The 20222-nt window shown below is 67.3% G+C and carries 10 protein-coding genes; 7 read left to right on the top strand and 3 right to left on the bottom strand.

From position 1 onward, the window contains the following. Positions 1-38: 38 nt before the first annotated feature. Both KAR29_RS11650 and KAR29_RS11645 read right to left on the bottom strand, forming a co-directional pair. A complete protein-coding gene (locus KAR29_RS11650; RefSeq protein ID WP_274373154.1) occupies positions 39-1175 on the bottom strand; it encodes a ribonuclease H-like domain-containing protein in 1137 nt (378 codons plus the stop codon). Beyond that, a complete protein-coding gene (locus KAR29_RS11645; protein ID WP_274373153.1) occupies positions 1172-3433 on the bottom strand; it encodes a DEAD/DEAH box helicase in 2262 nt (753 codons plus the stop codon). The genes KAR29_RS11650 and KAR29_RS11645 overlap by 4 nt, the downstream gene beginning before the upstream one ends. A gap of 174 nt (positions 3434-3607) precedes the next feature. On the opposite strand from KAR29_RS11645, the gene KAR29_RS11640 reads away from it, so the two are divergent. Together KAR29_RS11640 and KAR29_RS11635 are read left to right on the top strand one after the other, a co-directional pair. Beyond that, positions 3608-7726, top strand: coding sequence for a DEAD/DEAH box helicase (locus tag KAR29_RS11640; protein WP_274373152.1), 4119 nt, complete (start codon positions 3608-3610; stop codon positions 7724-7726). 3036 nt (positions 7727-10762) lie between these two features. Beyond that, entirely contained in the window at positions 10763-11689 is a 927-nt protein-coding gene (locus tag KAR29_RS11635; protein ID WP_274373151.1) for an AEC family transporter, read from the top strand. Here the strand turns inward: KAR29_RS11635 and KAR29_RS11630 are convergent. Further along, positions 11652-13547 carry a tetratricopeptide repeat protein gene (locus KAR29_RS11630; RefSeq protein ID WP_274373150.1) on the bottom strand — a complete coding sequence of 632 codons (1896 nt, stop codon included), beginning with the start codon at positions 13545-13547 and terminating at the stop codon, positions 11652-11654. The two genes, KAR29_RS11635 and KAR29_RS11630, sit on opposite strands and share 38 nt — an antisense overlap. A 397-nt stretch (positions 13548-13944) precedes the next feature. On the opposite strand from KAR29_RS11630, the gene KAR29_RS11625 reads away from it, so the two are divergent. From KAR29_RS11625 to pruA, 5 genes are all read left to right on the top strand, one after another. Beyond that, positions 13945-15519 carry a glucan biosynthesis protein gene (locus KAR29_RS11625; RefSeq protein WP_274373149.1) on the top strand — a complete coding sequence of 525 codons (1575 nt, stop codon included), beginning with the start codon at positions 13945-13947 and terminating at the stop codon, positions 15517-15519. Positions 15520-15523: 4 nt separating this feature from the next. Beyond that, positions 15524-15826, top strand: a complete 303-nt coding sequence (locus KAR29_RS11620) for a hypothetical protein (RefSeq protein ID WP_274373148.1) — start codon at positions 15524-15526, stop codon at positions 15824-15826. After that, positions 15823-17907 (top strand): glucans biosynthesis glucosyltransferase MdoH, encoded by a 2085-nt coding sequence (gene mdoH / locus KAR29_RS11615; RefSeq protein WP_274373147.1) that lies wholly within the window; start codon positions 15823-15825, stop codon positions 17905-17907. The genes KAR29_RS11620 and mdoH overlap by 4 nt, the downstream gene beginning before the upstream one ends. Positions 17908-17991: 84 nt before the next feature. After that, complete coding sequence (locus tag KAR29_RS11610) at positions 17992-18234, top strand: glutaredoxin family protein (RefSeq protein WP_274373146.1); 243 nt, start codon at positions 17992-17994, stop codon at positions 18232-18234. A gap of 307 nt (positions 18235-18541) precedes the next feature. Then, the gene (gene pruA, locus KAR29_RS11605) at positions 18542-20176 is read left to right on the top strand and encodes an L-glutamate gamma-semialdehyde dehydrogenase (protein ID WP_274373145.1); all 1635 of its coding nucleotides are present in this window, start codon (positions 18542-18544) and stop codon (positions 20174-20176) included. The last annotated feature ends 46 nt before the right edge of the window (positions 20177-20222 follow it).

Genomic DNA, 20222 nt, shown 5'->3' with positions numbered 1-20222 from the left:
ATGGGAGCCTTCGTAACGTGAAATCGCTATCAGCCACATTATACCCGTTCCCGTGGAAGTCCGCTCTCCTTGCGGGCCAGCCGTCTCAGCCGATGGTCGATCTCCCCCCGCAGGCGGCGCCACTCGGGGCCCTCCATGAGGGGGCGGCGACCGTCGAGAAGTCTTCGGGCCTCTTCGGCCCAGAGCCGGGCCCGGGCGATGTCGCCCAACCGGTGTTCGCAGGCCTTGGCCAGCTCGACGGCGACGGAGGGGTCCCCGCTTGCGGACAGGGCCTCCTCCCAGAGCGTCAGGGCCTCCTCCCAGCGGTGGTCGATCTTGGCCGATCGGGCCAGGCACTCCAGCGCCCCTTCGGCCCCTTTCTCCCGGGCTTTTCGCCAGAGCTCCAGGGCCTCGTCCCTCCCTCCCGCCCTCTGCCAGGCCCGACCGGCGGCGACGAGTTCGGCGCCGTCGCCGCGCCTCCCGGCCATCGCCAGGGCGACGCGGTCGCGCAGGAGGGCCAGGGCGACGAGATCCATCCGGTTGTGGTAGAAGACCCCCTCGAGAGGGGCCGCGTCGCCGCTGCGGAGGAAGTCGCGGTAAAGGTCGGGGACGAGGCTTCCCGGCACGTCGTCGCCGCTGCGCCGCAGTCCCAGGACGGAGCGCTCCACCTCGCCGAGGCGGCAGCTGGGAAGACGGGCGCTCCAGAGGGCCCGGGCCAGGTGGAGCAGATCCAGATGTCCTTCGGGTTCCAGAGGCGCCTTCCTGTGAAGGGTGCGCCGCGTCTGGAGGAGGGGAACGTCGAAGCGCTTGCCGTTGTAGGTCACCAGGGGGGAGGGCGGGGGCAGGAGGGTCTCCAGGGCCGCCAGCCAGGCCTCCTCGAAGGCGGGCGACGTCAGGAAGAGCTGTCCCGTCTCGATCGACCGGGCCCCGATCCGCCCCACCCCGGCCAGGAAGGCGTAGGTCCCCGTCCCTCCGGCCAGCCCCGTCGTCTCGAGATCGAAGCAGAGGGCCCCGTCGCGGTCTCCCCAGAGGGCCAGGAGCGGGGCCTCGTCCCGTTCGAGGGGGATCGTTGTCTCCATGAGATAGACCCCCTCGTCGATCCATCGTCCCGGCGGCAGGGACCTCGGAGCCCTCGGGCGTTCGACGGGAGCCCTGGAGGGGCCCAGCATCGCCTCGAGACGGGAGAGGAGGCTCATCTTCGGCGACTCAGGCCTTCGACGAGGCGCCGCGTCCTCTCCTTGGCCCTCATCTCCCGGCCCAGGGCGCCGACGCAGGCGGGACAGCCCCCGTCGCAGGGGCAGGAGAGGAGGGCCTCGCGGGCCGAATCGAGGAGCGCCTCCCGGCTCTGCCAGGCCCCCTCGGCCAGCCCCACGCCTCCGGGGAAGTTGTCGACGAGGTAGATCGTGGGGCGTCCGAAATGAGGGTCCTTGACGAGGCTGTGGACCTGGATGTCGCTCCGGTCGCACATGAGGAAGAGAGGGGCCGTGATGCGCAGCAGGTGGGCCAGCCCCGTGAGGGCCGTGCTCCGCTCGTCCTCGCTCCAGGCCTCGAAGAGTCCTTCGGGAAGGCAGAGGCGGCAGGCCGTGGTGTGCATCTGCTCCTCGCCGAGATGGATGTGGCCGTAGCCGATGTTCTCGTGCGTGTTGAGGCGGATCTTCTTGTAGACCGTGGGGCGGGCCGCCAGGAGCACCTCGCCCCAGCCCCAGTCGGGGCCGCTCTCGAACTCGTCGAGCACCTCGAGCCTCACGGCCAGGTCGGCGTCGGTGTAGTAATCCACCTCCACCTCCTTGACGTAGCAGCGCATCCCCTCGCCGTCCAGCTCCGTCACCTGATAGGTCCTCCCCCCGTGGAAGTAGATCGCCTCGGGGTGGATCAGCATGGGGGCGCTGGGGCGGTCCACCTCGCCGATGACGACGGGCCGCCCCGTCTCGGTGCGGTCGATGATGACGTAGTTCTCGCTCGTGGCGCTCCGGAGGGAGAAGGCCTCGGCGGGGAAGGAATCGGCCTGCCAGTGGTAGCGTCCTCCGGCGCGGTGGAGGACCTCCTGCTGTTCCAGATAGGTCAGGATCTCCGCCGGCGCCCTCTCTCCGAAGGGTTCCCCCTCGGAGAAGGGCAGCTCGAAGGCGCCGCACTTGACGTGGTTGACGAGGATGTAGAGGTTGTCGGGGCCGATCCGGGCCCGCTCGGGCGAGCCGCCGAAGAAGTAGTCGGGCTGGTGGGCCAGGAACTGATCCAGGGCGAAGGAGGAGGCGACGAGGATCGCCGCCGAGAGCCCCTGGCGCCGTCCGGCCCGGCCCATCTGCTGCCGCGCCGAGGCGATGCTTCCCGGGTAGCCGTGGAGGACGGCCAGATCGAGGGAGCCGATGTCGACGCCCAGCTCGAGGGCGTTGGTGCTCACGACGCCCCTTATCCTTCCGCTGCGGAGCCCCTCTTCGATGGCCCGCCGTTCGTTGGGCAGATAGCCGCCTCTGTAGCCGGCGATGCGGCTCGGGTCCATCTTCCTCCGCGTCAGCTCCTGGCGCAGGTAGGTCAGGAGGATCTCGACGTTGATCCGGCTCCGGGTGAAGACGATGGTGCCGATTCCGTCGGCCAGCGCCTCTCCGGCGATGCGGCTCGTCTCCAGCAGCGACGAGCGGCGGATGCCGAGCTGACGGTTCACGACGGGCGGGTTGTAAAGGAGGATCTCCCTCTCGCCCTGCGGGGCCCCGCTGCGGGCCACGACGGCGACGGGCCGCCCCAGAAGCCTTTCGGCCAGCTCCGCGGGGTTGGCGATCGTCGCCGACGTGCAGATGAAGGTGGGCCTCGAGCCGTAGAAGGCGCAGATCCGCATGAGACGGCGCAGGACGTTGGCCATGTGGGAACCGAAGATGCCGCGGTAGCTGTGGAGCTCGTCGATGACGATGTAGCGCAGGTTCTCGAAAAGCTTGACCCACTTGGTGTGGTGGGGGAGGATCGCCGTGTGGAGCATGTCGGGGTTGGTGATCACCACCTGGCCCGCCGTGCGGACCTTGCTCCGCGCCGCGGGCGGCGTGTCTCCGTCGTAGGTGAAGGTGCTCACGTCGAGGCCGCAGGCCGTCACCGTCTCGTAGAGGGAGGCCAGCTGGTCCTGGCTCAGGGCCTTGGTGGGGAAAAGAAAGAGGGCCCGGGAGGCCCCGTCGCGGGCGATCGACTCCAGAACGGGCAGGGTGTAGCAGAGCGTCTTCCCCGAGGCCGTCGGCGTCACGACGACGACATCCTTTCCGGCCAGGGCGAGAGAGGCGGCCTCGCTCTGATGGCTGTAAAGCCCCTTCATTCCCCGGGCGGCGAAAAAGGCGCGAAGCCGCCCGTCCAGTTCGGGCCAGGGGCCGAACCGGGGCTCCGAGGCGGCGAAGTGCCGCCGCGCCGTCACTTCGCCGGGCAGCGTCGTCACCCAGTGCAGAAACTGGGGCAGACTTTTTTTCCCCTCGAGCAGCATCGTCCAGCCTCCTTCGGCCTTTGGCCGGGTTCTATGGTAGCGCCCTTCTCCGGCGGCGGCAATCGAGGGAACCTTGTCCCCTTTCGGGCGAAGTGTCGTATTATGGAGCGCGAAAGAGACCGGTCGCCTTCATCCGGCACTCCGGTTCCGCCCTGTCTTGAGGAGGAAAATCCCTTGCCCTTCGATCTTTCCCGCTACCTTGCCCTTGTGCCCGCCGAGCGGGCTGTCGTCGACAGTCTCGTCCTCGCCGACGACCCTCTCACCGCCACTCTTCTCGGTAAGTGTCTCGCCCGATACGGGCGGGAATGGCGCGTCGTCTCGGCGGCCGACGTGAAGGCTCTCTGCGGAGCGCTCGAGAGGGCCCGTTTCGTCGAGACCCGCATGGAGAGGAAAAACGACGTCTTCGCCGCCGCCGAGGGAGTCAAATCGCCCGTCCTGTGTCACCTCATCCGCGACGGTCGCCTGCTCGAGGTCGAGGCGCGGCTCGCGGCGGCCCTCCCTCTGCCGTCGCAATCCTCCTGGGCTCCCCTGCCGCAGGGAATCGTCCAGAGGGCCCTCCTGACGGGCCAGGACAGCCTCGTCTGGGAACAGATCGATCTGGCCGGAATCTCTCCGGTCCTTCCCCTCGCCTCGCGCCTCGACGGAGTCGACCTCCTCGACGGACTCACCGAGGCGGGGCGCTCCATCGTCCTTCGGGCCTGGCTGCTTCTGTTTTTCAGGGGAGAGGGCACGGCCCTGCCCCTGACGGCCCGGACCCTGACCGAGCTTTCGCTGAAGATCGGCGCCAATGCGGCCCTCAAAGAGCGTCTCATGACCTGGACGGCCATGGCCGCCCTCCTGTCGGGCGACGTGGAGGCCCTCCACTCCCTGTGTGGCAAGGTCCCCTCCAGCCCCTTCCTCGAGCCCGCCGTAGCCTACCTGAAGGGGGAGAAAAACGGGGCCGTCTTCAGGGAGGTCCTGCTCCGTTGGCGCAAGGAGCAGGGGAAGCGCCAGGGCTTCCCCTGTGATCTCTTCTTCCTCTTCTACCTTCTCTACCTCGTCGAGGCCGACGGTCCGGCCGAAAACAGGGAACTTCTGGGGCTCTGCCGTTGGGCCCTGCGGGGCAAAGGGCGTTTTCCCCTCCTCCTGTCCCCGAGGGCCTTTCAGCACGTCGCCGAACGGCGCCTGGGCGAGGTCCCGGAGAGGAACTGGAAGACGATCCTCGACGCCTTCGTCGAGGCCGACAGCATCCTGACCCCTCTCGACGAGGTGATCGCCCGCCTTCTTTTCGCCCTCGTCGCTCCGTCGGAGGGGCGCGACTTCCTGACGGCCGAGTGGCAGATCGAGAGAGGGAACCCCGTCGGCGATCGGCACAGCTACGCCCTGGTCGCCTCCGAGAGGGCCCTCCTTCAGGCCCGCATGGAGGAGAGACAGCCTCCCCGGGAGGTGGCGGCCTTCTTCGAGGAGCGGGGGCTCGTCTCCGTCTGCGACCGCCTCCTTCCCCGCCAGACCTGGGAGGGCAAGCTGGAGACGCTCCTCGCCCTGGCCCGCCGATCTCCCTCGGAGGCGAAGGCCGAGACCGAACGGCGCCTGGTCTGGCTCATGGACTTCCCCGCCGAAGGCGGCTCCCTTTTCGTCCTCGACGCGCTGGAGCAGAAACGTCTTAAGAGCGGCTCCTGGTCCAAGGGGAAAAGGGCCGCCATCGAACGCCTTCTGTCCACCGCCGATCTCTATCCCCCGGAGGACCGGGCCGTCCTCGCCTCCTTCCGCCAGGAGGTGGAGAACTACTGGGGGCACAAGGAGATCGCCGTCACCTGCGACGAGACCCGAGCCGTCCCCGCCCTGGTCGTCCACGGGCGCGTCGCCTTCGCCGACGAGCCCGATGCCTTCCTCTCTTTCGAGGAGCGCCCCGCCTCCCTTGCCCTGAGCAGGAAACGCGCCGGATGGCTCCTCCGCCTCTCCCCCTCCCTCGATCTGGAGGAGGCCGGCAAGAAATACGTTTTCTGGCAGGAAGAGGAGCCCCATCGCCTCCTTTTCGCCTCCGTCGACGACTCGGTCCGGGCGTTGGCCTCCTTCCTGGGCAAGAAAGGGCTGGCCATTCCCGCCGAGGGAGAAGGGCGCCTCTTCGAGACGCTCCAGGCCCTGGCCCCCCTCGTCGACGTCGACCCGGCCCTCTCCCTCCTGGCCGCCAAGGCCGAACTCGTCGAGACCGAAAGCCTGCCGCGGCTGCGCTTCCAGCCCCGGGGAGAGGGGGTCAACGTCCGCGTCGGCTGTCGCCCCCTCGGCGACGAGGGGACCTTCCTCCCGGCGGGACAGGGGAAGGCCGACGTCGTCGGCTCCCTGCGGGGGCGGCCCGTGAGGGCCCGGCGGGACCTCGAGGCCGAGAAGGCCTCCCTCGACGCCCTCGTCGAGGCCTGCCCCCTGCTGGCCGAGGGCGAAGGCCCTTTCCTGGAACAGGATCTTCCCGACCTGGAATCGACCCTTGAGCTTCTTCTCTCCCTCAGGGAGAGCCCGGTTCCCTTCCGGCCCGAGTGGCCCGAGGGGAAGCCCCTCTCCGTCGGAGGCCGGGCCGACGCCGATCGCCTCTCGCTGCGGGTCCGCCGCCGCGACGACTGGCTCGCCGTCGAGGGAGAGATCGTCCTCGACGAGGGACGGGTCGTCGCCCTGAGGACCCTCCTTGCCGCCGTCGAGGGAACGAAGCGCTTCATCTCCATCGGCGACGGCGCCTTCCTGGCTCTCTCGTCGCGCCTCAAAAAGCGTCTCGAAAGCCTGGCCGCCATGGCCCGGAAGAAAGGGGAGGAGCAGGCCCTGCCCCTCCTGGCGGCCCCCTTCCTGGCGGAAACGGCCCTCGAAGCCTCCGTCGAGGGTGATTCGGGCTGGAAGGACCTGAAAGAACGTCTCCGCGAGGCCGCGCAAAAACCCGCCGCCCTCCCCCGGGCCTTCAGGGGAAAGCTCCGCGACTACCAGGAGGAGGGGTTCCGCTGGATGGCCTCCCTGGCCCACTGGGGCGGAGGGGCCTGCCTCGCCGACGACATGGGGCTGGGCAAGACCATCCAGGCCCTGGCCCTTCTCGCCCATCGACAGGGCCTCGGGGCCGCCCTCGTCGTGGCCCCCACCTCGGTCTGCTCCAACTGGCAGGCCGAGGCCGAACGGTTCACGCCGAGCCTGAAAACGCACCTCTTCGCCTCGGCCGATCGGAAGGCCCTCGTCGGCGAGGCGGCATCGGGCGACGTCGTCCTCTGCTCCTGGGCCCTTCTCCAGATCGAAAGGGAACTGTTCACCTCCCGGAGCTGGTCCACCGTCGTCCTCGACGAGGCCCAGGCCATGAAAAATCCCCAGACGCGCCGTGCCCAGGCCGCCGTGGCCCTCAAAGCCGACTTCCGCGTCGCCCTCTCGGGAACGCCCGTCGAAAACAGCCTCGTCGAGCTCTGGTCCCTCTTCCGCTTCCTCAACCCCGGTCTTCTGGGCTCCCTCGAGGCCTTCCGGCGCCGCTTCGTCGTCCCCGTCGAAGAACGGGGAGACCGCGATGCCCGATCCCGTCTCCGTCGTCTGGTGCGCCCCTTCATCCTGAGGCGGACCAAGGAGGAGGTCCTGGAGGAGCTGCCGTCGATCACGGAGGTCACCCTCGACGTGGAGCTCTCCGAAGAAGAGAGGGCCTTCTACGAGGCCCTCCGCAGGGATGCCCTGGAAAAAATCGCCGCAGGAGGGCCCGAAGGGGGCCGTTTCCGCATCCTGGCCGAACTGATGCGGCTCCGCCGGGCTGCCTGTCACCCCCGCCTCGTCGCCGACGTTCCCCTGGAGAGCTCGTCCAAGATGGACCTCCTTCTCCAGAGCCTGGAGGAAATTCGCCAGGGCGGTCACCGGGCCCTCGTCTTCAGCCAGTTCGTCGACCACCTGGCCCTCGTCCGCCGGGCCCTCGACGAGGCGGCCATCTCCTACCAGTACCTCGACGGCTCGACGCCCCAGAAGGAACGGGGCCTCATCGTCGAGGCCTTCCAGCGAGGAGAGGGAGACTGCTTCCTCATCAGCCTCCGCGCAGGGGGCCTGGGCCTCAACCTCACCGGCGCCGACTACGTCATCCATCTCGACCCCTGGTGGAATCCCGCCGTCGAGGACCAGGCCACGGATCGGGCCCACCGAATCGGCCAGGAGCGCCCCGTCACCGTCCTTCGCCTCCTCGCCAAAGGGACGGTGGAGGAGAAGATCGTCGCCCTTCACCGCGACAAGCGGGAGCTGGCCCAGGCCCTCCTCGACGGAACGGACCGGGCCGTCACCCTGACGGAAGAGGAACTGCTCTCCCTGCTCAAAGGCTGACCCGCCGGGGCGTGGGGTTTTGCCCTCGCCGGGAGCACGGCCATCCTTGGCGGCGCGCGGGACGGGGTTACCGTCCCGCAGGGTCTCCCGACTCGAACGACGTCCCCTCGGCGAAAGGATCTTGCCCCTGCTGGGAGCGCGGCCATCCTGGCGGCGCGCGGGACGGGGTTATCGTCCCGCAGGGTCTCCGTCCTGAACGACGTCACCTGAGTAACGACGGCGAAGCGTGGGAACCCCACCGCCCCTTCGGGGCGGGCGCGGGCAGGATGCCCACGCTCCCAGGAAAAGCCAGAGCCGCGACGAAAGCCCCTTCTCCCTTTCGAAGCGGCAGGGAGGACAACGCTTCCAGGAAAACATCGCTGTGGCGAAAGGGTCTTGCCCCTGCTGGGAGCGCGGCCATCCTGGCGGCGCGCGGGACGGGGTTACCGTCCCGCAGGGTCTCCCGACTCGAACGACGTCCCCTCGGCGACGACGGTTACGTGCAGGGAACCACCGCCCCTTCGGGGCGGGCGCGGGCAGGATGCCCACGCTCCCAGTAAAAGCCAGAGCCGCGACGAAAGCCCCTTCTCCCTTTCGAAACGGCAGGGAGGACAACGCTTCCAGGAAAACATCGCTGCGGCGGAGGGGTTTTGCCCCTGCTGGGAGCGCGGCCCGGTGCGGCGGCGCGCGGGACGGGGCTATCGTCCCGCAGGGTCTCCCGACTCGAACGACGTCCCCTCGGCGAAAGGATCTTGCCCCTGCTGGGAGCGCGGCCATCCTTGGCGGCGCGCGGGACGGGGCCACCGTCCCGCAGGGTCTCCCGACTCGAACGACGTCCCCTCGGCGACGACGGTTACGTGCAGGGAACCCCACCGCCCCTTCGGGGCGGGCGCGGGCAGGATGCCCACGCTCCCAGGAAAAGCCAGAGCCGCGACGAAAGCCCCTTCTCCCTTTCGAAGCGGCAGGGATGACAACGCTTCCAGGAAAACATCGCTGCGGCGAAAGGATCTTGCCCCTGCTGGGAGCGCGGCCATCCCTGGCGGCGCGCGGGACGGATTTCTCGTCCCGCAGGGTCTCCCGACTCGGACGACGTCCCCTCGGCGACGACGGTTACGTGCAGGGAACCCCACCGCCCCTTCGGGGCGGGCGCGGGCAGGATGCCCACGCTCCCAGGAAAGGCCAGGCCGCGACGGGAGATCCTCCGTCTCTTTCGAAACGGCAGGGAGGACAACGCTTCCAGGAAAACATCGCTGCGGCGGAGGGATCTTGCCCCTGCTGGGAGCGCGGCCATCCTGGCGGCGCGCGGGACGGATTTCTCGTCCCGCAGGGTCTCCCGACTCGGACGACGTCCCCTCGGCGGAGGGGTCTTGCCCCTGCTGGGAGCGCGGCCATCCTGGCGGCGCGCGGGACGGGGTTACCGTCCCGCAGGGTCTCCCGACTCGAACGACGTCCCCTCGGCGGTGACGGTTACGTGCAGGGAACCACCGCCCCTTCGGGGCGGGCGCGGGCAGGATGCCCACGCTCCCAGGAAAGGCCAGGCCGCGACGGGAGATCCTCCGTCCCTTTCGAAACGGCAGGGAGGACAACGCTTCCAGGAAAACATCGCTGCGGCGAAAGGGTCTTGCCCCTGCTGGGAGCGCGGCCATCCTGGCGGCGCGCGGGACGGGGTTATCGTCCCGCAGGGTCTCCCGACTCGAACGACGTCCCCTCGGCGACGACGGTTACGTGCAGGGAACCCCACCGCCCCTTCGGGGCGGGCGCGGGCAGGATGCCCACGCTCCCAGGAAAAGCCAGAGCCGCGACGAAAGCCCCTTCTCCCTTTCGAAGCGGCAGGGATGACAACGCTTCCAGGAAAACATCGCTGCGGCGAAAGGATCTTGCCCCTGCTGGGAGCGCGGCCATCCTTGGCGGCGCGCGGGACGGGGCCACCGTCCCGCAGGGTCTCCCGACTCGAACGACGTCCCCTCGGCGACGACGGTTACGTGCAGGGAACCCCACCGCCCCTTCGGGGCGGGCGCGGGCAGGATGCCCACGCTCCCAGGAAAAGCCAGAGCCGCGACGAAAGCCCCTTCTCCCTTTCGAAGCGGCAGGGATGACAACGCTTCCAGGAAAACATCGCTGCGGCGAAAGGATCTTGCCCCTGCTGGGAGCGCGGCCATCCCTGGCGGCGCGCGGGACGGATTTCTCGTCCCGCAGGGTCTCCCGACTCGGACGACGTCCCCTCGGCGACGACGGTTACGTGCAGGGAACCCCACCGCCCCTTCGGGGCGGGCGCGGGCAGGATGCCCACGCTCCCAGGAAAGGCCAGGCCGCGACGGGAGATCCTCCGTCTCTTTCGAAACGGCAGGGAGGACAACGCTTCCAGGAAAACATCGCTGCGGCGGAGGGATCTTGCCCCTGCTGGGAGCGCGGCCATCCTGGCGGCGCGCGGGACGGATTTCTCGTCCCGCAGGGTCTCCCGACTCGAACGACGTCCCCTCGGCGACGACGGTTACGTGCAGGGAACCCCACCGCCCCTTCGGGGCGGGCGCGGGCAGGATGCCCACGCTCCCAGGAAAAGCCAGAGCCGCGACGGGAGGTCCTCCGTCCCGCAGGGTCTCCCGACTCGAACGACGTCCCCTCGGCGGTGACGGTTACGTGCAGGGAACCACCGCCCCTTCGGGGCGGGCGCGGGCAGGATGCCCACGCTCCCAGGAAAGGCCAGAGCCGCGACGAAAGCCCCTTCTCCCTTTCGAAACGGCAGGGAGGACAACGCTTCCAGGAAAACATCGCTGCGGCGGAGGGGTTTTGCCCTTGCTGGGAGCGCGGCCATCCTTGGCGGCGCGCGGGACGGGGCCACCGTCCCGCAGGGTCTCCCGACTCGGACGACGTCCCCTCGGCGGTGACGGTTACGTGCAGGGAACCACCGCCCCTTCGCTGCGGGCGCGGTTGGCAGCGTTTCCGGGGGAAGCTCTGACGAGCGGACGTGTCGGCGCTCCCCCTTTATCCGGCCCGTCTGCTATCATCATCTCTATCCCGGAGCCCTCCCCGACGAGGGCCATCGGAGGAGGTTCCGCCATGGCCGGTCTTTCCGCCGTCGTTCCCCTTCTTCTCACTGTTCTTCTCGGTTGGGTCCTGCGTCGCCGGGGCTACCTGAAGGAGGAGACGGCCCCGCAGCTCATGTGGCTTCTCTACTGGGTCTCCCTGCCCGCCCTCCTTTTCAGGAAGACGATCGCCGTCGGCGGCGAAGTCCTTCTCAACGGCAACCTCTTCGTCGCCATTCATCTCTCCTTTTTCCTCATGCCGCCGCTGGCCTGGCTTCTGGCCCGCCTGGCCGGTCAGGAGCGCCGTCGCGTCGCCGTTTCCGTCCTCGTCTCGATCCGCTCCAACAACGTCTACATGGGCCTTCCCGTCGTTGCCTTGGCCCTGGGGGCGGAGGGGGTGGCAGCCCTCTCTCTCTACCTCGCCGTGGGGCTTTTTTCCTACAACCTGCTCTCCATCGCCTGGGCCCAGATCGCCCTTTCCGGCGGTCTTTCTCGGCGTCACCTCGTCGAAACGGCCCGGTCCGTGGCCCTGAACCCCCTCTTCCTGGCCTGCCTGGCCGGAGTTTCGGCCTCCTTGCTGGGGTTCGGTACCCTGCCCCGGTGGCTCGACGCCTTCCTGGAAATCCTCGGCGACCTGGCGACGGCTCTGGCCCTTCTCGCCCTGGGCGCCTCGATCCGCATCGTGAGCCCCCTCGCCACGCTGAGATCGGCCTGGCGCGACGTGACCCTCCGCCTCTTCGTCCACCCCGCCGTCATGGCCCTTCTCTTCCGTTTTTTTCCCGTCGAGCCCTATGTGGCCGGCGCCGTCATCCTGGCGACGGCCATGCCCAGCGCCGTCAACAACTTCGTCCTGGCCAAGGGCATGGATATGGACAGCGCCTACGCCGGCGAAGTCGTCGCCGCCACGACGGTCCTCTCCGTCGTCACTGTCCCGCTCTGGCTCGCCTGGCTGGGGCTGTGACCTCCGCCGTCTCCTCTTTCGCCTCCGACAGCTGTCCCTTTTCGACGGCCCAGACCTTGCCCCGGTACCGGACGGAGGAGGGCTCGAAGAGGACGGCCTCGGTGACGACGCGGGACGAGTCCCTGAAAAGGTCTTTCAACAGGCGGATCTGGCCGACGACGGGAACGGCGTAGTCCAGCCCCTTCCCCTCGGAGAAAAGAGCGGGGTCCGCTTTGTGCCCGGTGAAACCGAGGGTTAGGGCGTCGTCGCCGTCGACGATCTCCAACGTCGCCTCCAGCGACGAGTGGAAGTGTCCCCCCGCGTAGGCCGCGAAAAGGTGAAGATCGGGGTCGTAGCCGATGACGGGCTCGCCCCCTTTGGGCGAGAGACGATCCGACCCGGAGACGAGAAGCCTGACGTCGTCCGGGCGGAAGCGGGCCACCTCCTGTCCGGATCCGAAGGAAAGAACGACCTCGAAGGTCCCCTCGCGGAGGGCGAAGTGATTGTCGTGCTGAAAGGCGCCCGTTCCCGCCACCCATCCCTCGGGCAGACTGAGGGCCAGCGTGTCCCGCTGGGCCCGGCGGCGCACCAGCTCGAGGCGGATCGAGGCCAGATCCTTCTCGATCCGGCGGAGGACCGTCGCGTCTTTCCCCCGGTCGTAGAGGAGGAGGAGATCCTGGTTCCTCAGTCCGTTCTCGGTCAGGAGCTGCTCCGTCAGCGCCTCGGCCTCCCGCTGCAGCTCCTGGGCCAGGGCCTGAGGGGACGCGCCGCCGTCGAGGGAGTCGAGAATCCAGAGGTTCAGCTCTTTTTCGTAATCCTCGTCGACGTTTTGCTGAAAACAGGCCCTGGCCCGCTCGATATCCTGGAGGTCGAGGTAGCGCAGGCCCGCGTAGAGCCTGTTGGCTCCGTCTTCGGTGCGGCTGTTGGCGAGGAGGATCTCCAGATCCCGGGCCAGCTCCTCTCTTTCGTCGGCCCGACGCAGCTCGGCGCGGTTCATCGCCACGGCGGCGTAGAAAGGATCGTAACGGAAGAGGGGCCGCCGGTTTTTCTCGAAGGTTTCGTAGGCGGCCCGGGCCTCGTCGTCGCGCCCCAAATCCTGGGCCGTCTTTCCCAGGATGTACCAGAAGGGGGGGTAGGCGACGAAACGGGATTTCATCCGTTCCAGCCGCCTCAGCCGACGCTCCCCGTCCCGATCGGAAAGGGCGTCGTTGAAGGTGGCCAGGTCCTGCTGGCTCAGGCGGAGAGCGTCGTCGAGCCTGTAGCGCCGCTGCAGCTTCCACGAGGCGGCCAGGAGCTGCTTCTGCAGGTCGTTGAGGAGGTTCCGCCGCTCCTTGTCGAGGCTCCAGAGGTTTTCTCCCAGTTCGGCGCGGTAATCCTCCATCCGGTTTTTGTGGTCGAAATAGGTCGTGCCCACGGCTATGGCCCCTTCGAGGATGGCGCCGTAGGTCCCGCTGGCCGTGGAGGAGGCCTCCGAAAGGGACTCGACGATGGCCTTCTTGATGTTGCGCTGGTAGGTCCGGAGGAAAGCCTCCTTCTCGACCTCCCGGAGAAGGCCGTCGTGAAGGGCCGAGAGCAGGGCCTGGAAAAGGGTGATCAGCTCCTCGTCGGCCTCGATGTCGGCGAAGCGGATGTTGTTGACGATATTGGTGTATTCCTGGTCCAGGACGAGACGGTCGCCGTAATGGATGGTTTCCGTCACGGAGACGACGCAGGCGTTCAGGGCCAGCAGGGTGTAGAGGGGGTCGTAGGCTTTTTTTTCGGCCGGAGCCGACGCCGGAGCCGACGCGGGAGCCGGGGCCGGAGGCGCCTCGCAGAGGGCCATCTGGGGGAAAAGAAGAACGAGGGAACAGAGGAGAAGAGGGAGCGTGCGGCGCTTCATGCTGAAGGGAGGCCTCCTTGAATCGCGATGAGGTGGTGCGGGTCTTTGCCGTCATCCTCTCGCTTCGGGGACGACGGTCGTTGCTGTCCTGCCTGGGGAAAAGCGTCCCGTCGCTTCTTCGGCTTCCACGGGGGGACCGCCCCGTTGACGACAGGAGCCCCTCCTCGGGGCGAGGAAGGGGCGAAACTCCGCCAGATTCGCCGCGGAACGGCCGTAGACCCGAGCCGCGTGCCCGAATCCCCGCCGGCGAGGCGTCGGGGAACGCCTTCAATCGAGGGGTCCTGCGTAGCTCTCCCGGTCGGGCCTGTGGCTTCGGATTTTGTGCCGCCCCTTCACGAAAGAGGGAGAAGGCCCCTATAATACCTTGATGAAGTTCTGTTCCTACTTTCTGAGGAGGTTGTCCGAAGAAATGGTTCCCGAGAAGTTCGCAAAGAGCGTTCTCTTTCTCGCTCTCTCCCTGTTGTGGGCGGTCTGGCCGCCATCGGCCCGGGCCGACGAGCCCTTTACCTTCGACGTCGTCATCGAGAGGGCCCGCAGCCTCGCCGCCGGTCCCTTCGAGGATCGAAGCCGGAGCATACCGGAATTCCTGCTGGACATCAATTACGATCAGTGGCGCGACATCCGTTTTCGCCCCGAGAAGGCCCTCTGGAAGGAGGAAGGCCTTCCCTTTCAGCTTCAGTTCTTCCACCCCGGTCTCTTCTACGACAGGGGCGTGACGGTTCACGTCGTCGACGACGGCCATGCGGCGCCTCTGCCCTTCGATCCTGAGGCCTTCGACTACGGCTCCAACACCTTTAAGGACAGAATTCCCTCCGACCTGGGCTTCGCCGGCTTCCGCATTCATTATCCCATCAACCGCGACGATTACCACGACGAAGTGGCCGTCTTCCTGGGGGCCAGCTATTTCAGGGCCGTCGCCAAGGGACACGCCTACGGCCTCTCGGCGCGGGGTCTGGCCGTCGACACGGCTCTGCCCTCGGGCGAGGAGTTCCCCTGGTTCCGCGAATTCTGGATCATCAAGCCCGCGCCGGAAGAGGCCTTCATCAAGGTCTTTGCCCTTCTCGACAGCCCCTCGGCCACGGGTGCCTACCGCTTCCTCATCGTCCCCGGCGAGGAGACGCGCATGGACGTCTCGACCGTCCTCTTCCAGCGCCGCCAGGGGGCCAAGCTGGGCGTCGCCCCCCTGACGAGCATGTTCTTCTACGGCGAGGAGGGCAACGGGCGCCACGGCGACTTCCGCCCCGAAGTCCACGATTCCGACGGCCTTCAGATCCGCTTCTCCACGGGCGAGTGGCTCTGGAGACCGCTGAAGAACCCGGGGCGGCTGGACATCTCGGCCCTTCAGGCCGTCAACCCCCGCGGTTTCGGCCTCCTACAGCGCGACGTCGCCTTCGACCACTACCAGGATCTCGAGGCCCACTACGAACGGCGTCCCAGCCTCTGGGTCGAGCCTCGGGGCGACTGGGGCCACGGCCATGTCGAACTCATCGAGATCCCGACGGAGCTGGAGATGCATGACAACATCGTCGCCTTCTGGGTCCCCCGCGACGTTCCGCCCGTCGGCGAGCCGCTGGCCCTGGACTACGTCCTGCGCTGGACCCGGCCCCGCTCCGACGAACCGCCGGGCGGCCGGGCCGTGGCCACCCGTTTGGCCGAGGGCCGCCTTCAGGGGGCGAAGAAGATCGTCATCGACTTCGAGGGCGGCGAGCTGGCCGACCTCGGCGTCGACGCGGGCCTGGCCAGCGTCGTCACCGTCGGCGACGGGGCCCGTCTCCTGGAAAAGCAGATTCAGAAAAACGTCGTCACCGGCGGATGGCGCCTCGTCTTTCAGGTCGTTCCCGAGGAGCAGGGCAAGCTCAAGGGCGTCTTCGCCACGGGCCGTCCTCCCGTCGAACTCCGGGCCTTCCTCAAGAAGGGCGAGAACCTCCCCGACGTCCTCACCGAGACCTGGTCCTACAGTCTCAACTTCTAGGGCCATGTCCTCCCTCGGCGAGGCCCGGGACCGGGCCCTTCTCTACATCCGACTTCTCCCCCTCGACGCCGTCGCGGGGGTCCGCCTCGCCCTGGAAGCCCTCGAAGGGGGTTCCCGAAGCGACGATGCGGTGGCGACGACGATGACCTCTCTCGTCGATCTCGTCCCCTTTCCCGACGTGGCCTCTCCCGTCCCCCCCCTCGTCCGGGGAGCCGTCGTCCCCGAGGAGCTCGAGACGTCGCCGCTGAGGGCCTTCCTCGCCGGTCGCAGGCGTCGACTGGCCCACATCGCCCGAGGCCGGTCGTGATCGGCTCCGAATCGCGGCGGTGGATGCGGTCGGCCTTCCTCCGCCGCATCGTCCTGGCGCTGCTTATCGTCGCCCCCACCGTCCTGGCCACGACCTACATGGCCAGCGTCCTTCCCCACGAGGGAGGGACCTTCCTGGAGAAGGCCATGGTGGCCGTTTTCGCCGCCCTCTTCGCCTGGATCTCCATCGGTTTCTGGACGGCCGTCATCGGCTTTTTCGTCCTCCTCGTCGGGCGGAACCCCTACGCCCTCTCCCGGCTCTGCCGCGACGTGCGCAGTCCCCTCCCCGAGACGGCGGCGACGGCCATCCTCATCCCCATCTACAACGAGGAGATGGGCCGCGTCCTCGCCGGAGTCCGTTCCGTCTGGGAGTCGCTGGGCCGGACGGGCCAGCGGGAGCGTTTCCACCTCTTCCTCCTCAGCGACACCCGCGACGTCGATCGCCGCCTCGACGAAGAGCGGCACTGGGCCTCCCTCCGCGCCGAACTCGGCGCCGAGGGAAGCCTCTTCTACCGCAACAGGCGCAACAACCGCAAGCGCAAAAGCGGCAACGTGGCCGACTTCTGCCGCCGATGGGGGAGGGCCTACCGCTACATGGTCGTCTTCGACGCCGACAGCGTCATGGCCGGATCGACCCTCGTCCGCCTCGTCCAGATGATGGAGCGCAGCCCCGACGCCGGCATGATCCAGACCGTCCCCATGCCCGTCAACCATCACTCGCCTCTGGCGCGGATGCAGCAGTTCTCGGCCCACCTCTACGGCCCCCTCTTCGCGGCGGGCCTCCACTTCTGGCAGCTCGGCGACGCCCAGTACTGGGGCCACAACGTCATCATCCGCACCGAGCCCTTCATGAAACACTGCGCCCTCCCCGAACTGTCGGGCAGGCCCCCTCTGGGCGGCGACATCCTGAGCCACGACTTCGTCGAATCGGCCCTCATGCGCCGCGCCGGCTGGGGCGTCTGGCTCGCCTACGACCTCGACGGCAGCTGGGAGGAGACGCCGCCGACGGTCCTCGACGAGATGAAGCGGGACCGCCGCTGGTGCCAGGGCAACCTCCAACACCTGCGCCTCCTCTTCGCCAAGGGGCTCTTTCCGGCCTACCGCATCCTCTTCGTCAACGGCGCCATGTCCTACGTCTCGGCCCTGCTCTGGCTCCTTTTCATCGTCCTCGGCAGCGTCGAAGCCCTGGCCGAAGTCTTTCTCGAGCCGACCTACTTCGGCAACGTGCCGAGCCTCTTTCCCCAATGGCCCGTCTGGTACGCCCGCTGGGCCGTGGCCCTCCTGGCCTCGACGGCTGTCATCCTCTTCCTGCCCAAAGTCCTCAGCGTTCTCCTGGCCCTCGTCAAGAAGCGGACGGCCTCCTTCGGCGGAACGGGTCCCATGTTGGCCTCCGTCCTCGTCGAATCCCTGGCCGGAACGCTCCTGGCCCCGGTGCGGATGCTCTTTCACAGTCGCTTCGTCTTCGTCACCCTCCTGGGGCGCAACATCGGCTGGGACGCCCAGGACAGGGGAGACCGGGGCATCCCCTGGGGCGACGCCCTGGCCGCCCACGGCATCGGCACCGTTGTCGCCCTCCTCTGGGGGCTCCTTCTCTTCGCCTTCAACAGGGCCTTCTTCTGGTGGCTCTCGCCCATCCTGGCCGGGCTCGTCCTGGGGGCGCCTCTTTCGGTCTACACGAGCCGTCCCGCCATTGGCGGCTGGCTCCGCCGTCACCGCCTCCTCCTCATCCCCGAGGAGATCGACCCTCCCCGCGAACTGGAGGAACTTGCCGCCTTCGAGAAAGCCTGGCGCGGTCGGGAGGGGAGGGACCCCCTCGAAGGCCTTTCCGGCTTCGTCCGGACCGTCGTCGATCCCGTCGCCAACGCCCTTCGCCGAAGTCTCGTCAGACGGGGAGAAGCCGTGCGCGAGCGGAGCCGCCGGAAAAACCTTCCTCTTCTGGAGAAGGCGCTCCGCTCGGGACCTCGGGCCCTGAGCGGAGCCGAAAAGAAACGCCTCATCGATGATCCCGCCGGCCTGGCCCAACTGCACCGCCGCATCTGGACCGAGGGCGATCTTTCCCTCTGGCTGAGGAAACGGCCTTGAAACCCCCCATGGGTATATGATATAATCGCTCCGTTGAGAGAGTCCGCCCCGTCGGAGCGGAGACCCGATGAAGGAGTGATGGTCATGGCCGTCAAAGTCTACAGCACTCAAACCTGTCCCTGGTGCGACAAGGCCAAGGATTACCTCAAGGGCAAAGGCGTCGCCTTCGACGTCGTCGACGTCGGTGCCGACAGGGCCGCCGCCATGGATATGGTCAAAAAGACCCGTCAGATGGGCGTCCCCGTCGTCCAGATCGGAGAGCGCTACATCGTCGGTTTCGACGTCAAGGCCATCGACAGCGCCCTCGCCGAAGACGGCCTCATCTGAGATCGGACCCTGCCGAAAGATAAAGAGGCCGAAGGCGGTTGCGCCTCCGGCCTCTTTATCTTTCGGCAGGGAATTGGCCGCGGCAGCGCATTATCCCAACGTTGACTTTGTTTTGGATATGTAATGAACGATCACAAAAGAGACCAAAATAAATCTAAAAAAATCAAAACCCGACAAAAATAGACAAAAACCAACATAAAGAACCAGAATGAATCATTTGTGATCATAAACTTCTATTTTCAAAGAGAATGGAATATCCTTCATCCAGGCTGATTGCAGTACGAAATCTTCCGATGGAGGTGCCATGATGAACCAAGCTGTATTCCGTTTCGATGTTCCCGTGAACGAAAACCTCTTCTCCTATGGCCCCGGTTGTGCCGAAAGAACGGCCCTCCAGGCCGAACTGCGCCGTCAGAGCGAGAATCCCATCGAAATCCCCCTCATCATCGGCGGCAAGGAGGTGCGGACGGGGCGGACGGGCACCGTCGTCATGCCCCACGATCACCGTCACGTCCTCGCCACCTACCACAAGGCCGGCCCCGACGAGACGCGGGCGGCCATCGAGGCCTCCCTGAAGGCCAAGGCCGCCTGGATGGATCTCTCCTGGATCGAGCGGACGTCCATCATGCTCCGCGCCGCCGAGCTGCTCAGCAAAAAATATCGTTATCTCATCAACGCCGCCACCATGCTGGGCCAGGGCAAAAGCGTCTACCAGGCCGAGATCGACGCCGCCGCCGAAGTGATCGACTACCTGCGCTTCAACGCCTACTTCGCCTCCTGCATCTATTCCGGCCAGCCCCTCCCCGGAGGCGACTGCATCAACCGCATGGAGTACCGCCCCCTCGAAGGCTTCGTCCTTGCCGTGACGCCCTTCAACTTCACGGCCATCGCCCTCAACCTCAACACGGCTCCCGCCGTCATGGGCAACGTCACCGTCTGGAAGCCGGCCTCGACGGCCCTCCTCTCCAACTACTACCTGATGAAGATCTACAAGGAGGCCGGCCTTCCCGACGGCGTCATCAACTTCCTCCCCGGTCCGGGATCGGCCATCGGAGGGGCGGCTCTGGCCCACCGCGACTTTGCCGGACTTCACTTCACCGGATCGAACTCCACCTTCAACGGCCTCTGGCGTTCCGTCGGCGAAAACCTGGAGCGGTACCGCAGCTACCCCCGTCTCGTCGGCGAGACGGGCGGCAAGGACTTCGTCATGGTCCACGCCTCGGCCGACGCCGACGAAGTGGCCACGGCCCTGGTGCGCGGCGCCTTCGAGTACCAGGGGCAGAAATGTTCCGCCGCCTCTCGGGCCTACATCCCCCGTTCCCTCTGGCCCCAGGTCAAGGAACGGCTCGTCGCCTGGACGGAGGAGCTCTCCATGGGAGATGTGGCCGATTTCGACAACTTCGTCAACGCCGTCATCGACGAAGCCTCTTTCGACACCCTCTCCTCCCACATCGATCGGGCGCGGCTGGCTCCTGAGGCGGAGATCATCGCAGGAGGACAGTACGACAAGAGCCGAGGCTACTTCGTCCGCCCTACCGTCATCAGGACCGACGATCCCCACTTCGTCACCATGGAGGAGGAGCTCTTCGGCCCCGTTCTGACCGTCTACGTCTACGAAGACGGCGACTACGAGAAGACCCTCGAGCTCTGCGACGGAACCTCGCCCTACGCCCTCACCGGAGCCGTCTTCGCCCACGATCGCTACGCCGCCCAGCTCGCCTGCCGCAAGCTGCGCTATGCCGCGGGCAACTTCTACATCAACGACAAGCCGACGGGGGCCGTCGTCGGTCAACAGCCCTTCGGCGGTTCCCGCGGATCGGGAACGAACGACAAGGCCGGCAGTGCCCTGAATCTGATGCGCTGGCTCTCCCCGAGGACGATCAAAGAAAACCTCCTGCCTCCGACCCACTACCGCTATCCCTTCATGGACGGAGACATATAAAAGAGAAGGGCCTTCCCGCGCGGCCTTGCCGCCCCTCATGGGGCGG

Origin of the sequence: Aminithiophilus ramosus, assembly GCF_018069705.1 — a bacterium.
Taxonomy (GTDB): Bacteria; Synergistota; Synergistia; order Synergistales; family Aminithiophilaceae; genus Aminithiophilus; species Aminithiophilus ramosus.
Note: the sequence above shows the minus strand (reverse complement) of the source record. Positions and strands in the feature narration are given on the sequence as shown.

Coding starts and splice junctions, on each gene's coding strand:
- pruA (WP_274373145.1), top strand. CDS start 18,542: ATGAACCAAGCTGTATTCCGTTTCGATGTTCCCGTGAACGAAAACCTC.
- KAR29_RS11630 (WP_274373150.1), bottom strand. CDS start 13,547: ATGAAGCGCCGCACGCTCCCTCTTCTCCTCTGTTCCCTCGTTCTTCTT.
- KAR29_RS11645 (WP_274373153.1), bottom strand. CDS start 3,433: ATGCTGCTCGAGGGGAAAAAAAGTCTGCCCCAGTTTCTGCACTGGGTG.
- KAR29_RS11610 (WP_274373146.1), top strand. CDS start 17,992: ATGGCCGTCAAAGTCTACAGCACTCAAACCTGTCCCTGGTGCGACAAG.
- KAR29_RS11650 (WP_274373154.1), bottom strand. CDS start 1,175: ATGAGCCTCCTCTCCCGTCTCGAGGCGATGCTGGGCCCCTCCAGGGCT.
- KAR29_RS11635 (WP_274373151.1), top strand. CDS start 10,763: ATGGCCGGTCTTTCCGCCGTCGTTCCCCTTCTTCTCACTGTTCTTCTC.
- KAR29_RS11620 (WP_274373148.1), top strand. CDS start 15,524: ATGTCCTCCCTCGGCGAGGCCCGGGACCGGGCCCTTCTCTACATCCGA.